Consider the following 14,510-nt stretch of genomic DNA (forward strand, 5'->3'; position numbering starts at 1 on the left):
GCGCTTTGCGTCCACGGCTCCACCGACCCGAATCTAAAGAGGCGCTAGTAAAACCAGCGTGTATTCCACGGCAGGTTTTGTTAGCGGCTCTACGCGACCACGCATATCAGCTCGAGGCATTTCATGAGCGAACTACAACAAGAACAAGGCTTGGCAGGCAGCGCCGCCGATTGGCCCAAGACGCTGTTCTATGTGGCCCTGCTGTTTTCCATCTATCAGATCATCATGGCCGCCTTCCACCCGGTCTCGAGCCAGGTGCTGCGCGCCGGACACGTTGGCTTCCTGCTGATGGTGGTCTACCTGAGCTTTCCTGCCCGCGGCAACGGTCGCCCCTGGCAGCCGTTTGCCTGGGTCCTGGCGCTGGCGGGCATGGGTACGGCGTTCTACCAGTGGTACTTCGAGGGCGATCTGATTCAGCGCTCCGGCGACCTGACCACCATGGACTTCGTCGTCGGCATCGTGCTGATTGCGCTGATCTTCGAGGCTGCGCGCCGGGTAATGGGCATTGCCCTGCCGATCATCTGCGGACTGTTCCTGGCTTACGGACTGTTCGGCGAATACCTGCCAGGCGACCTGGCGCACCGAGGCTACGGGCTCGATCAGTTGGTCAACCAGCTGGCCTTTGGCACCGAGGGGCTCTACGGCACGCCCACCTACGTGTCGGCCACCTACATCTTCCTGTTCATCCTGTTCGGCTCGTTCCTTGAACAAGCGGGCATGATCAAGCTGTTCACCGACTTTGCCATGGGCCTGTTTGGTCACAAGCTCGGCGGCCCTGCGAAGGTGTCGGTGGTGTCCTCAGCATTGATGGGCACCATCACCGGATCGGGCGTCGCCAACGTGGTGACCACCGGCCAGTTCACCATTCCGCTGATGAAGCGCTTCGGTTACCGCCCGGCCTTTGCCGGTGGCGTCGAGGCAACGTCTTCGATGGGTAGCCAGATCATGCCGCCGGTCATGGGCGCAGTGGCGTTCATCATGGCCGAAACCATCAACGTGCCCTTCGTCGAAATCGCCAAGGCGGCGCTGATCCCGGCGCTGTTGTATTTCGGTTCGACCTTCTGGATGGTGCACCTGGAAGCCAAGCGCGCCAATCTGCGCGGCCTGCCAAAGGATCAATGCCCAAGCGCCATGGCCGCCGTGAAGGAACGCTGGTATCTGCTGATTCCGCTGGCTGTGCTGGTTTACCTGCTGTTCTCGGGGCGTACTCCGATGTTCGCCGGGACCATCGGCCTTGCACTGACCGCCATCGTGATTCTCGGCTCGGCCATCATCCTCAGAGTGTCGTCATTCGCGCTGCGGATCGCCTTCTGGATCGCCCTGGGGCTGCTATGCGCCGGGTTCTTCCAGCTCGGTATCGGGGTGATATTCGGTGTCATCGCCGCGCTGGTGGTGGCCTGCTGGTTCATCAAGGGCGGCCGCGACACCTTGGTGATCTGCCTGCATGCGCTGGTCGAGGGTGCACGTCACGCCGTACCGGTGGGCATCGCCTGCGCACTGGTGGGCGTGATCATCGGTGTGGTCTCGCTGACCGGTGTCGCCTCGACGTTCGCCGGCTACATCCTGGCCGTCGGCGAGAACAATCTGTTCCTGTCGCTGATCCTGACCATGCTGACCTGCCTGGTATTGGGCATGGGCATTCCGACCATCCCCAACTACATCATCACCAGCTCTATCGCCGCGCCGGCATTGCTGGACCTGGGCGTGCCGCTGATCGTCTCGCACATGTTCGTCTTCTACTTCGGCATCATGGCCGATCTCACTCCGCCTGTGGCATTGGCCTGCTTCGCAGCCGCGCCGATCGCCAAGGAGAGCGGGTTGAAGATCAGCATGTGGGCCGTGCGGATTGCGATTGCAGGCTTCGTGATGCCGTTCATGGCGGTCTACGAACCAGCGCTGATGATGCAGGGCGACAGCTACCTCATGACGCTGTACATGCTGCTCAAGGCGGCGTTCGCTATCGGCCTCTGGGGCGCCGTGTTCACCGGCTACCTGCAGCGTTCGTTGAGCTGGTGGGAGCGGATCATTGCCTTTGCCGCCGGCGCTGCAATGATCGCCTCGATCCCGATCAGCGATGAAATCGGCTTCGGTCTGGGTGCGATCTTTCTGATCCAGCACTACTGGCGGGCCCGCCGCGCTGAGCCGGCAACCGCGTGATCGGACTCTGTCTGGGCCTGGCCGGGGTGGTATGGGCAGAGGTGCCTACCGACGATTTCACCCTGGCCTGGAACCACACGATCGAGAAGATTCGCTGGGAAGAGGATTACCGCGTGACGCCGGACGGGCTGCTGCTCGGCGAAGCGCGGGTCAAGGGTTCAGGTGCCGGGATGGAAATCCCGGATGATGCCGAACTGCGTGACGGGGCCTGGCACTACCAGCGCCAGATGCCGCCGTTACAACCCTTGCGAGTGGGGCGAACCCCCGAAGCAGGGGACTACCAACTGTGTTTCAACCAGCGTTGCCACGCCTTGAGCGAATGGCTCGGTCCGCCAAAAGCGGAGCAGCCCGCGCTGGAACTCTGGAGCTGCGCCGCCTCGGCGGTCGGCTCCTCCTGATTCTGTGTGATGCTTTGCCGCGTTAGGGGCGCATAGATCGCCCGGCGGATCGGTGAAGTGTGCCCGCCGTTAGCTGGACGTCTTGCCGCGCTCGGGATCACGTCGCGGTGGATCGGTAAAGCGTGATCCACCCTACGTTGGGCTCAGCGCCGAGGTCGCTTAAACACCGCCTGCACCGCTGCGCGCAGGTTGATACCAGCGAAACCGCCGGTTTGATCACCTGTTCGGGCAGGTTCATGGCGATGCTGCTGACCACTACCGGCGTGAGCAGCCACAGCCACGATCCGCCTGCCCGAGGCACGCTGCTGTCCGTTCGGTCTTTGTCGCCCGGCTCGTCTAGGCTCAACTAAAAGATCGACTTAGGAGGCAGCACATGAAACACATCGCCGCGCTGACCGCTACGGCACTGCTGATAGGCGTATCGCCAGCCTATGCGGAGGCTTTATTGCCTGGGCTATGGGAGTTCTCAAGCGACAACATTGAGGTGAACGGCATGGAAATGCCCGGCGTCGCGGAGATGATCGAACAGATGGACAGCCTGCCGCCCGATCAGAAGAAAATGATGGAGGACATGCTCGCCGCACAAGGCGTCGAACTGGGCGCCAACGGCATGCGTATCTGCCTGAGTGAGGCGCAGGTGAAATCTCGCAAACTGCCATTCCAAGACGAACCGGGATGTAGCCAAACGATCACCGAGCAGACCCCTAGCCGCTGGTCATTTACCTTTGAGTGTCCGGACGCGAAGGGCCGCGGTGAGACCCGGCTGATTAGCGAGCGTGAGGTGGCGAGTTCGATTGAAAGTGAATACCGGGTCGGTAGCCAGCAAGGCAGCAGCCGCATGCAGTCGCGAGGAAAGTGGCTTAGCGCAGACTGCGGCGGCCTGGAACCGCGAAGCTAAACGCGAGGTTTCACGTGGAACCTCGCGTTTAGGCTCGCCCTACTCCGTAACCCACTCGCCGCTGCTGGTTTGTTCGCACGCAGGCTGCAGAAAGCGTGCATCGCTGGCGACACCGTAATAAAAAATGTCCTGCCGATAGGGCATGTTGGACACCTGCGCGTTGCGGCAGATACCGAAGGCGCCGCCTGGGCACTGCTCAACGAAGGTAACCTCGACCTTCTGATCTTTGAGCTGGGGCTGGCAAAAGCCTGATCGGAACAGCTCGGCCGGAATCGTGCGGTTCTGCTGGCAAAGCTTCACCTCGATCCGCTCATCCTGGCTGTGAATAATGCAGCCCTCCGCCCACGCCTGGCCCACGCTCCCCAGCAACAGCAGAAAACACATTGAACGCATCGATCGTCACCCTTGATCTAACCGCCGCGACTCTAGCATGCAGCCATGAAAACCGCTTTCAACCTGCTCACCGAAAACGCACCATGTCGCGATGCTGAATCAGATACCCACCCACGTGATTTGTGGCCCTCTCGGCGCCGGCAAGACCAGCCTGATTCGTTCGTTGCTGGCGCAGAAACCTGCAGCCGAGCGCTGGGCGGTGCTCATCAACGAGTTTGGCCAGATCGGGCTCGACGCCGCATTACTGAGCACCGACGACGCAGGGGTCAGCCTGGCCGAGATCGCCGGCGGCTGCCTGTGCTGCGTCAACGGCGTGCCGTTCCAGGTCGGTTTGGGCCGGTTGTTGCGCAGGGCTACGCCGGATCGGCTGCTGATCGAACCGTCCGGACTCGGACACCCGACCGAGCTATTAGCGCAACTTGTCACGCCACCCTGGCGCGACGTGCTGGCGCTTCAGCCTGCCGTCAGCGTGCTTGACGCCGCCGCACTTGCTCGTGGAGAGCCGTTGCCGCAAAGCCAGCAGCAGGCGCTCGAGCACTGCGGCCTGGCGGTGCTGAACAAAAGCGAAACGCTTGACCAGGTGCAACGTCAACGCGTCGCAGCCCGTTTGCCGTCGTTAACCCTGCACTGGACGCAACAGGGCGAGCTGCCGATTTCCAAGCTGCCCGGTATCGACAAACGCGCCGGTAACGACGTCGATCGACCCATACCGGACCCCGCGGCCTACACACCACTCGCGATGTCCGGTGCGGTCTGGCTGGATCCGCAACAGCCGTTCTGCCAGAGCCAGGGCAACGCAGACGGCTGGAGCATTGGCTGGCGTTGGCACCCGAGCCAGCGTTTCGATCTAGCGCTGGTTACACGATGGCTCAGCGGATTGAGCTGGCGCCGGGCAAAACTGGCGCTCCACACCGCCGATGGCTGGCGGTCGGCCAATGCGGTGGCCGCGGAGGCGCTGGCATTCAAACCCAGCGAATGGCGGAAAGACTCCAGGTTGGAGCTGATCTTTGCCGAGCCACAGGACGATAAGCAGCTGACCGCTGACATGCAGGCTTGCCGTCAGTAATCAGGTTCAATCGTCCCGCCGTCGCCAATCGTCGATCTGAATGACTTGCCCTGAATCAGGTGGTGTGCGGAAGGGGTGCGCATCCATTTCAATCGGGCCCGGCCGGGCGCCGAACATGACGATGCTGCCCTGATGACGCTGCTCGCCGGTCACGGTGAACTCGAAACCGTAGACCCGTGCGAAACGACGTTGCCCTCGCCCATCGCGCAACAGCCCCAGCCGCCGAAACGCGACGTTGCCGTCAAGCAGTGCGACATCCATCTTTTCGCAATGGCGCCGTACCGTTGCCAGCGCTCGCTCGCGGATGCCATGGGAATGCCAAAGCCAGGCCGCCGCCGTCATCAGCAAGAGTAAAATAAACAGATTGCCGAGGGTTATCATCCGCAGTGCGTCCTGCGCCAGCCTAACGAGAGCGACTCGCATCGACCCGACGCTGCCGGCGTCAGCCATACGTCAGCCACGCGGCTCAACTTTCCAGCCAGACGTCACGCGCCCAATGCCAGACCGTCTCCCAACTCTGGTCTGTCATCTCATGCTCGCTACCATCGAACAGCATGACTTCCCCTTCCAGGTCGACGACATAAAAATCAGGACCGTCCTGACAGATCGGCAACAGATCGCGCTCGACACCGGCATCCCACGCGTTGGCCGCTACTTCCGGCAAATAAGTGTGCGATTGCGGGTCGGCAGCGGTTACCGGCTCCAACCGGCCGTACACCACGTCACTGACGGTCAGCAGGAATTCGCGCAGGCCGAACGGCAAGTTGATCAGCAATTCCTCTTCGACTTCGACCAACCGGTCATCGTCAGGCAGCTCCAGCGGTACCGGCACCGGTTCGTTGAGTTCACGCAGTTGTTCGATCACCTCTTCCATGGCAGGCCCCCTTTCGGTCATCAGGAAATGCGCCGTTTATACAAGCCCTCGCATTGGCTAGCCAGTACCAGTCGCGCTAAAGTGGCGGCCGCACGAAAAAACGGCGTTTCTCACGCCTTGCAAACGCAGCGCCGCAGGCACCAACCTGGACAACAGCCGCACGGATGCCGGCTCGTAGCGCTCAGTCGCTCGAGCCTGACGAGGAGATAACGTGGCATCCACCGTAGAACAACAACGGCTCGCGGAGGCTTACGCCCAATGCGGTGAAGAGCCCATCCATATCCCCGGCAGTATCCAACCCCATGGCTTTCTGCTGGTGCTTGACGAGCCGCAGCTGACCATCATCCAAGCCAGTGAGAACGTTTCGAAGTGGCTCGGCGTCAATGCCCAAGCCTTGCTCGGCCGCCCTTTGACCGACCTCATCGGCGAGTGCGGCTTTGCCGATCGCTTGGCCACCCTGGCCGAGGATGACCACAATCCGTTTCATCTAAGGGATATCAGCTTCACGCTGCCGGATCGCACCGATCGTCCCTCGTTTGCCTTGATGGCTCACCGCTTTGCTGGGCAACTGATCGTCGAATTTGAATCCGCAGGCAGCTCCGGCCAAGCCTACGATACGCTTTATCCACTGATGCGCACCTTTGTTGTGCAGCTCCAGGAGGCGCAGGAGCTCGAGCTCATTTGTCAGCTGGCCGTGCGCGAGGTCAAGCGCATCACTGGCTTCGGCCGGGTCAAGGCATACCGTTTCGATGCACAAGGCAACGGTCTGGTGCTGGCCGAAAATGCTGACGAGGGTTATCCGCGCTACCTCGGGCTGTGCTTTCCGGCCACAGACATTCCGCCACAGGCACGCCAGCTTTATAAGAGCAACCTGATCCGGGTGATTCAGGACGCGAACTACCAGCCCTCCCCGCTGGCTCCGCCGCTCAATCCGAACACAGGGAAACCGCTGGACCTGAGCTTCGCCTCGCTTCGCAGCGTGTCGCCCGTCCATCTGCAATACATGCGCAACATGGGCACCCTCGCGTCCATGTCGATTTCCATCGTCATTCGCGACCAGCTCTGGGGCATGATTTCCTGCCATAACGCCTCGCCGCGCGCGGTGAGCTACCAGACCCGCACGGCCTGCGAGCTGCTGGGGCGAATTCTTTCGTTGCAGATCGAGGCCAAGGAAGGTGCGGTACTGGCTCAACGCAAGCTGGAACTGCGGCGGCAGATCGTCGAGCTGCTTTCGGCGATGGCTGATCGCGACAGCGTGATCGAAGGCTTCAAAAGCCTGCCCTCGGTGGCGCTTGCGTTTGCCGGCGCTACTGGCGCTGCGATCGTTTCCGGCGAAAGTCACGAAACGGTCGGTGAGACGCCGCCGCCCGAGCTGCTGACCCGTTTGACGTTGTGGCTGTCGCAACAGCATGAGCGGCTGTCGTTCAGCACCGATTGCGTCTCGCGCGATATCGCCGCTATTCCGGAACTGGCCGAGCACTGCGCCGGCCTGTTGGCGGTATCGATTTCGCGCCTGCACCCGCACTACTTGCTTTGGTTCCGCCCGGAACAGATCAAGACGGTGAACTGGGCAGGCCAGGCGGATAAGCAGAGCGACGCGCACGGCCGTTTGTCACCGCGCGACAGCTTCGAAAGCTGGCGCGAGACCGTCCGTGGCTACGCCGAGCCCTGGCAGCAGGTCGAACTGGAAGGCGCCCTCGAGCTGCGTACCGCCGTGCTCGGCATCGTGCTGCGCAAGGCCGAGGAAATGGCGCAGCTTGCCGGGGAGCTACGCGAAAGCAACAAGGAGCTGGAGTCGTTTTCCTACAGCGTTTCGCATGATCTGCGCGCCCCGTTGCGGCACATCGCCGGCTACACGGAACTGCTGGGCGAGCTTGAAGGCAGCAAGCTCAGCGAACGCGGCTTGCGCTTTCTCGACAACATTGGTGACGCGGCTCGGTTCGCAGGGACGCTCGTCGACAACCTGCTGAGTTTTTCCCAGATGGGCCGCGCCGCGCTGCGCCTGTCTGACGTGAACCTCTATGCGTTGGTCGAATCCATTCGTCAGGAGATGGCTCCGGACTGCGAGGGCCGGCAGATAGAATGGCAGGTCCATCCGATGCCGATTGTGGTAGCGGATGCCGCTTTCATTCATATGGCCCTGCGCAACCTGGTCTCCAACGCGATCAAGTACAGCCGCAAACGCGAGCTCGCGGTCATCGAGATCGGCGCCGAAGAGCGGCCCGAAGAAATTATCGTCTACGTCCGTGACAACGGTGTGGGCTTCAACATGCAGTACGCCAACAAGCTGTTCGGTGTGTTTCAGCGCTTGCACCGAATGGAAGAATTCGAGGGCACCGGCATCGGTCTGGCCAGTGTGCGCCGGATCATCGAGCGCCACGATGGTCAGGTGTGGGCCAACGGTGAGGTCGGCCAGGGCGCAACTTTCTTCTTTTCGCTGCCCAGACTCAGCTACGCGTCATCCATTTAGTACGGGACCCTAAATGCTCAAACCCATTCTGTTGGTCGAGGATAATCCTCACGACCTGGAGCTGACACTGGTCGCGCTTGAGCGCAGCCAGTTGGCCAATGAGGTGATCGTCATGCGTGACGGTGCCGAGGCGCTCGACTACCTGCTACGTCGTGAAGATTATGCAAGCCGCGCCGGTGGCAACCCGGCCGTGCTTCTTCTCGACCTCAAGCTGCCCAAGGTGGATGGCCTGGAAGTGCTCAAGACCGTACGTGAGACCGCCGAGCTGCGCAGTATTCCCGTGGTCATGCTGACCTCTTCGCGCGAAGAGCCCGATCTGGCAAAAGCCTATGAACTCGGGGTGAACGCTTACGTCGTCAAGCCGGTCGAATTTCGGGATTTCGTGGCGGCCATTTCGGATTTGGGGATTTTTTGGGCGGTGCTCAACGAACCGCCACCGGGCTCGTTTCGGCTGAAGCGCCAACGCCGCGACCGTCCAGACGACGACACCCGTGACTGAGAAGCCTGCGCTTCATACGATCTCAACTGAACCACGACACGCCGTGCGACTCCCGCGACAGGATGGTTATGCCGCCGAAAACTACTATCAGCGTCCTGTTCGTCGAAGACAGCCCGCACGATGCCGAACTGGCATTGCTGACCCTCGAGCGGTGTGGTTACACCATCGACACGGAGATCGTCTTCGACCGCGCAGGCGTCGTCGAAGCCTTGCAGCGTCGGCGCTTCGACCTGATTCTTTCGGATTACATCCTGCCAGGCTATTCCGGTAGCCAGGCGTTGCAGGAAGCCAGACAGCTGGCCCCTGACACACCCTTCATCTTCCTATCCGGCGTATTCGGAGAGGAACATGCCGTCAACATGATGCGCTCCGGCGCCATCGACTATGTGCTCAAGCAAAACCTCGGATTCCTGCCCAAGGCCGTCGAGCGTGCCCTCAGCGAAGTCCAGGAGCGCCGAGGCCGCCTGCGCGCCGAAGAAGCCCTGCGGGAAGTGGAGGTGCGCGCTCGTCTGGCGATCGATGCTGCCGGCCTGGGCATGTGGGATTACGAGCCGGAGAGCGGCACGATGATCCTTGATCGACGCTGCCGCGCAATGTTCGGTCTGGCAGACGATGTGCCCGTCAATATTCGTGAGTTCGAAGCGCTCTGCCATCCGGACGATTTGCAGCGCATCCGCGAAGAGATTTGGGCCACCCTCTCCTACGCCGACGACAAGGAGTTCACTGTCGATTACCGGATTCTGCTCGACGACGGGCAGGTGCGTTGGGTGGAAGTCCGTGGCCAAGGCTTCTTCGAAGACGGAACAGGCAAACGTTTCATTGGCGTGGTGATGGATGTCACCGAACAAAAGCAGGCCACCGAGGCGCTCAAGCGGATGAATGAGACGCTTGGCGAGCGCGTCGAGGCGCGTACCCGCGAGCGCGACCGCACGTGGGAATTGTCGCGCGACCTGCTCGTGGTGATGCGCTTCGATACGACGGTCGTCGCCCTCAACCCCGTCTGGGAAACCACCCTCGGCTGGCCCCGTAAACAGCTGGTGGATCAACCTCTGTGGTCCTTGGTGCATCCCGATGACCTCAGTGCAACGCTCGAGGAAACCGCTCGCATCCGCCAGGGCGATGTGACCGATCGCTTCATCAACCGCATGCAGCACAGCGACGGTGGTTATCGCTGGTTCTCCTGGACGGCCGCGCCTGAAGGCGATCGGATGTATGCCGCCGGGCGAGACATCACCAGTGAAATCGCAGCGGTCGACCGGCTCGCCGCCGCGAACCGCGAGCTGACCGAGCAGATCAAAGAACGCGAGCGCATTGAAGCCACTCTGCAGCAGATGCAGCGTCTCGAAGCCGTCGGCCAGCTCACCGCCGGGGTTGCCCACGACTTCAACAACCTACTGACCGTCATACTCACCAGCGCCAGCTTCCTCAAGAACGACCTTGAGCGAGGCGCACCGATTGCCAAGTCACTGAGCCGCCTGCAATACATCCAGGAATCCGGCGAGCGTGGCGCAACCCTGACCAGCCAATTGCTGGCCTTCGCCCGTCGCCAACAACTGGCGCCTAAAGCGGTAGATCTCAACGACACACTGGTGGGTCTGCTCAGCCTCTTGCACAGCACGCTCGGCGGCGCCGTCACCATCGAAACCGATACCCGCGCCGGGCTCTGGCATGCGTTGGTCGACCCAACCCAGATCGAGATGATCATCCTCAACCTGGCGATCAATGCCCGCGATGCCATGGGCTCCAGCGGTACGCTGACCCTCAGTACGGCCAATGCAGTAGTCAACACCCCCCCTCTGCGCGCCGAAGAGCCCGTTCCCGGCGAGTACGTGGTCCTGTCCGTCACCGACACGGGCACAGGCATGAGCGATGAGGTTCTGCAGAAGGCATTCGAACCTTTCTTCACCACAAAAGAGGTGGGCAAAGGTTCGGGACTCGGATTGGCACAGGTGTTTGGCTTCGCCAAGCAGTCGGGTGGCGGCGCACGAATCGAAACCAACCTGGGTGTCGGCACGACGGTGAAGGTCTACCTGCCCCGCGTGATGGCACCGGAACTGCCGACCGGTACGCCCGAGCCCGATCACAGCACGCCCATCGGCGACGCGTCCCACACGGTGCTACTGGTCGACGACGATAACAGCGTGCGAGAAGTAACCGCACAGATGCTAGGCAACCTCGGATACCTGGTCATCCAGGCTGACAGTGGCCAGGCGGCATTGGACCTGCTGCAAGATGGCGCAAGCGTGGACCTGCTATTGGCCGATTTCGCCATGCCGGGCATGAATGGCGGGGAACTGGCACGCGCTGTCCTGTCGCGTTATCCAAAGCTGCCTGTGGTATTCGTCACCGGTTATGCCGAGCTCGGTGAACTTGGCATGGGTACCTCGACGATTATTCAGAAACCGTTCCGCGAAGAGCATCTGGCCGCAAAGCTCAACATGGCCCTTAAAGAAAGTGTGCCGGCCTGATGGAGTCGCTCCGTTCTCGCCTGCGAGCGGCTACCGCACCGCACCATCAGCGCGTCGATGCCGCCTTTTCTGCGTTCCCGCTGGAGCAAATCGACGGCTACCGTGACTTTCTTCGAGCACATGCCCAGGTCGTTGACCCGCTGGAAGTCGCGCTCGAAGCATCCAGAATCGAAACCATGGTCGGCGATTGGCCGCAGCGTCAACGACGCCACGCGCTGTCTGCGGATCTGGCGGAGCTGGAAGGCCGGCCACCGGTAACGGAATCAATCTCCTATCCACTTCGGCCTGGCTGGTGTTTGGGCGCGGCCTACGTCATTGAAGGGTCACGGTTAGGCGGGCGCGTGCTGGCTAAACGCGTCGCCAGCAGCAACCCCAACGCGCCGTTGCGCTATCTGGCTGGCCACGGCACGACGCCGTCATGGGCGGCTTTCCTCGAGCAGCTCGAGCGGCACGGTAAAACCCACCCGTGGGAGGATGTGCGGGCCGGCGCGATGGATACCTTCGAACGCTTCCTCGCTGCCGCAAAAACCCAACGTCCATAACGCAGAAAAGCCCTTTCGGGCTTTTCTTCTGACTTCAACCGCTGTCGCCTTTATTCCACCGTCACACTCTTGGCCAAGTTGCGGGGCTGATCGACATCGGTTCCGCGCAGCACCGCGACGTAGTAGGAGAGCAGCTGCAACGGCAGGGTATAGAGGATCGGGGCCAGCACATCGTGAATGTGCGGCATGCTCACGATGAAGGTGCCCTCGCCGTTTTCGATGCCGGCTTCTCGGTCGGCGAATACAATCAACTCGCCGCCCCGAGCACGGACCTCCTGCAGGTTGGACTTGAGCTTTTCCAGCAGCTCGTTGTTAGGCGCCACCGTCACCACCGGCATGTCCGCATCAACCAGCGCCAACGGGCCATGCTTGAGCTCACCGGCTGGATACGCCTCGGCATGGATGTAGGAAATCTCTTTTAGCTTGAGCGCGCCTTCCATCGCCACCGGATACTGCGCGCCACGGCCCAGAAACAGCGTGTGATGTTTCTCGGCGAAGTGCTCGGAGATTTTCTCGACCGTGGTATCCATTGCCAGGGCCTCGCCCAAACGGGTCGGCAGTCGGCGCAGCTCGTCGATCAACTCCGCTTCCAGTGCCGGGGCCAAGGTGCCGCGCACTTGCCCTAACGACAGCGTCAGCAGCAGAAGGCCGACCAGCTGCGTGGTAAAGGCCTTGGTCGAAGCCACCCCGATTTCGGGCCCGGCCTGTGTCAGCAGCGTCAGATCGGACTCGCGCACCAGCGAGCTGATCCCAACGTTGCAGATCGCCAGGCTGGCGAGATAGCGCCCCTCCTCGTCCGTACGCGCCTTGGCGTTTCGCAGCGCCGCGAGCGAATCGGCGGTCTCGCCGGACTGAGAGATGGTCACGAACAGGGTGTTGGGCTGCACCACCACCTTGCGGTAGCGGAACTCACTGGCGACCTCGACCTGGCAAGGGATGCCAGCCAGTTCTTCCAGCCAGTAACGGGCCACCATGCCGGCGTGGTAGCTGGTACCGCAGGCGACGATCTGCACGTTACGCACCTCGGCAAACAACTCGGCAGCCTGCGGCCCGAACGCCTGCACCAGCACCTGATGCTCTCCGAGGCGGCCTTCAAGGGTGCGCTGCACAACCTTGGGCTGCTCGTGAATTTCCTTGAGCATGAAGTGGCGATACTCGCCCTTGTCAGCGGCTTCGGCGCCCTCGTGGTACTGCACGCTTTCGCGCTCCACCGGCTGACCATTCACATCCCAGATCTGGACGCTCTCGCGGCGGATCTCGGCGATGTCACCTTCTTCCAGGTACATGAAACGGTCGGTCACCTGGCGCAATGCCAGCTGATCGGACGCGAGAAAGTTCTCGCCCATTCCGAGACCAATAACCAGCGGGCTGCCGCTGCGCGCGGCGAGCAGGCGATCCGGTTGCTTGGCGCTGACCACTGCCAGACCGTAAGCGCCATGCAGCTCCTTGACCGCCGCCTTGAGCGCGACAGTTAGATCGCCGAGCTCGTCGAGCTTGTGTCGCAGCAGGTGGACGATGACCTCAGTGTCGGTGTCGGAGACGAAAACGTAGCCCAGGCCCTTCAATTCATGGCGCAAGGCTTCGTGGTTCTCGATGATGCCGTTATGCACAACGGCCAGATCTTCACCGGAAAAATGCGGGTGTGCGTTGCGCTCGCAGGGAGCCCCGTGGGTGGCCCAGCGGGTGTGAGCGATGCCCAGGCGCCCGTTGAGCTGTTCCTGCTGTTGCGCCTGTTCCAGCTCGGCAACCTTGCCAGAACGGCGCAAACGATTGAGCGCGCCATGGCCATCCAGCACCGCAATGCCGGCGCTGTCGTAGCCGCGGTATTCGAGGCGCTTGAGGCCTTCAAGCAGGATTGGAGTGATGTTACGTTCAGCGACGGCGCCAACAATGCCACACATGTTCAGGTCTCCAGATGGGTTTCGACGGCCGCGCAGATCAGCTTGACGCCGCGGGCCTGAATGCTTGAACGCGCCTCGGCGGTGAGGCGATCGTCCGTTATAAGGGTATGAATGTCGGCCCAGGGCAATTCCAGATTGGGTATGCGCCGGCCAATCTTGTCGGACTCGGCGAGCACGATGACCTCGCGCGCCACTTCGGCCATGACGCGCGACAGGCCGAGCAATTCATTGAACGTCGTGGTGCCACGCTGCAGGTCGATGCCGTCGGCGCCGATGAACAGCTGATCGAAATCGTAGGAACGCAGCACCTGTTCGGCCACCTGCCCTTGGAAGGACTCAGAATGCGGGTCCCAGGTGCCGCCGGTCATCAGTAGTGTGGGTTCGTGTTCCAGCTCGCGCAGGGCGTTAACCACACCCAGCGAATTAGTCATGACCAACAGGCCGTGCTTGTGGCCCAGTTCGGGAATCATCGCGGCCGTGGTTGTGCCGCTGTCGATGATGATGCGGGCGTGCTCGCGGATGCAGCTAACGGCCGCTCGAGCGATGGCTTGCTTCCAGGGCGAGACCGGCTGGGCGCTGTCGCCAATCAGCTCCTGCGGCAAGGGCACCGCACCACCGTAACGGCGCAACAGAAGACCGTTTTTTTCCAGCGCGGCGAGGTCCTTGCGTATGGTGACCTCGGACGTCTCGAAACGCTTGGACAGCTCATCGACGCTCACTTCGCCTTGCGCATTGAGCAAGGCGAGAATGGCGTGGCGTCGTTGCGGTGTGTTGCGTTTCGACATTGCTTAAGTTTCGATTCGAAAGATAATTCGCGAATCAAAACTTATCTAGTCGCCCTCGT

13 protein-coding genes are annotated in these 14,510 nt (G+C 61.6%); 8 read left to right on the forward strand and 5 right to left on the reverse strand.

Translation table 11 applies throughout. The features are described 5' to 3' along the window. Positions 1–123 precede the first annotated feature (123 nt). The 3 genes from K4O48_RS20255 (at position 124) to K4O48_RS20265 (ending at position 3,453) form a co-directional block, all read left to right on the forward strand. Positions 124–2,157, forward strand: a complete 2,034-nt coding sequence (locus K4O48_RS20255; protein WP_222910146.1) for a TRAP transporter permease — start codon at positions 124–126, stop codon at positions 2,155–2,157. After that, entirely contained in the window at positions 2,154–2,555 is a 402-nt protein-coding gene (locus K4O48_RS20260) for a DUF1850 domain-containing protein (protein ID WP_222910147.1), read from the forward strand. Before K4O48_RS20255 ends, K4O48_RS20260 begins: the two co-directional genes overlap by 4 nt. Positions 2,556–2,928: 373 nt before the next feature. Further along, positions 2,929–3,453 carry a DUF3617 domain-containing protein gene (locus K4O48_RS20265; RefSeq protein WP_222910148.1) on the forward strand — a complete coding sequence of 175 codons (525 nt, stop codon included), beginning with the start codon at positions 2,929–2,931 and terminating at the stop codon, positions 3,451–3,453. Positions 3,454–3,492: 39 nt separating this feature from the next. Here K4O48_RS20265 and K4O48_RS20270 read toward each other — a convergent pair whose 3' ends face one another. Next, the gene (locus tag K4O48_RS20270) at positions 3,493–3,846 is read right to left on the reverse strand and encodes an NADH:ubiquinone oxidoreductase (protein ID WP_222910149.1); all 354 of its coding nucleotides are present in this window, start codon (positions 3,844–3,846) and stop codon (positions 3,493–3,495) included. A gap of 91 nt (positions 3,847–3,937) precedes the next feature. On the opposite strand from K4O48_RS20270, the gene K4O48_RS20275 reads away from it, so the two are divergent. Further along, the gene (locus K4O48_RS20275; protein WP_222910150.1) at positions 3,938–4,912 is read left to right on the forward strand and encodes a CobW-like GTP-binding protein; all 975 of its coding nucleotides are present in this window, start codon (positions 3,938–3,940) and stop codon (positions 4,910–4,912) included. Positions 4,913–4,918: 6 nt separating this feature from the next. Here K4O48_RS20275 and K4O48_RS20280 read toward each other — a convergent pair whose 3' ends face one another. Together K4O48_RS20280 and K4O48_RS20285 are read right to left on the reverse strand one after the other, a co-directional pair. Then, positions 4,919–5,293: a DUF3301 domain-containing protein gene (locus tag K4O48_RS20280; protein ID WP_029404713.1), complete on the reverse strand. Its 375-nt coding sequence runs from the start codon at positions 5,291–5,293 to the stop codon at positions 4,919–4,921. An 85-nt stretch (positions 5,294–5,378) separates the two neighbouring features. Next, the gene (locus K4O48_RS20285; protein WP_019340936.1) at positions 5,379–5,786 is read right to left on the reverse strand and encodes an SMI1/KNR4 family protein; all 408 of its coding nucleotides are present in this window, start codon (positions 5,784–5,786) and stop codon (positions 5,379–5,381) included. Positions 5,787–5,997: 211 nt separating this feature from the next. On the opposite strand from K4O48_RS20285, the gene K4O48_RS20290 reads away from it, so the two are divergent. The 4 genes from K4O48_RS20290 (at position 5,998) to K4O48_RS20305 (ending at position 11,765) form a co-directional block, all read left to right on the forward strand. Then, a complete protein-coding gene (locus K4O48_RS20290; RefSeq protein ID WP_222910151.1) occupies positions 5,998–8,256 on the forward strand; it encodes an ATP-binding protein in 2,259 nt (752 codons plus the stop codon). Between the two features lie 13 nt (positions 8,257–8,269). Then, the gene (locus K4O48_RS20295) at positions 8,270–8,755 is read left to right on the forward strand and encodes a response regulator (protein WP_222910152.1); all 486 of its coding nucleotides are present in this window, start codon (positions 8,270–8,272) and stop codon (positions 8,753–8,755) included. Positions 8,756–8,823: 68 nt separating this feature from the next. Further along, on the forward strand, positions 8,824–11,223 hold the full coding sequence (locus K4O48_RS20300) for a hybrid sensor histidine kinase/response regulator (protein ID WP_222910153.1): 2,400 nt from the start codon (positions 8,824–8,826) through the stop codon (positions 11,221–11,223). Further along, entirely contained in the window at positions 11,223–11,765 is a 543-nt protein-coding gene (locus K4O48_RS20305) for a biliverdin-producing heme oxygenase (RefSeq protein WP_222910154.1), read from the forward strand. Before K4O48_RS20300 ends, K4O48_RS20305 begins: the two co-directional genes overlap by 1 nt. 50 nt (positions 11,766–11,815) lie before the next feature. Here the strand turns inward: K4O48_RS20305 and glmS are convergent, their stop codons facing one another. Beyond that, positions 11,816–13,666, reverse strand: a complete 1,851-nt coding sequence (gene glmS / locus K4O48_RS20310; RefSeq protein ID WP_222910155.1) for a glutamine--fructose-6-phosphate transaminase (isomerizing) — start codon at positions 13,664–13,666, stop codon at positions 11,816–11,818. Between the two features lie 2 nt (positions 13,667–13,668). Beyond that, positions 13,669–14,451, reverse strand: coding sequence for a DeoR/GlpR family DNA-binding transcription regulator (locus K4O48_RS20315; protein WP_222910156.1), 783 nt, complete (start codon positions 14,449–14,451; stop codon positions 13,669–13,671). Positions 14,452–14,510 lie beyond the last annotated feature (59 nt).

The sequence above is a fragment of the Pseudomonas sp. DNDY-54 genome, from assembly GCF_019880365.1.
Taxonomy (GTDB): Bacteria; Pseudomonadota; Gammaproteobacteria; order Pseudomonadales; family Pseudomonadaceae; genus Stutzerimonas; species Stutzerimonas stutzeri_P.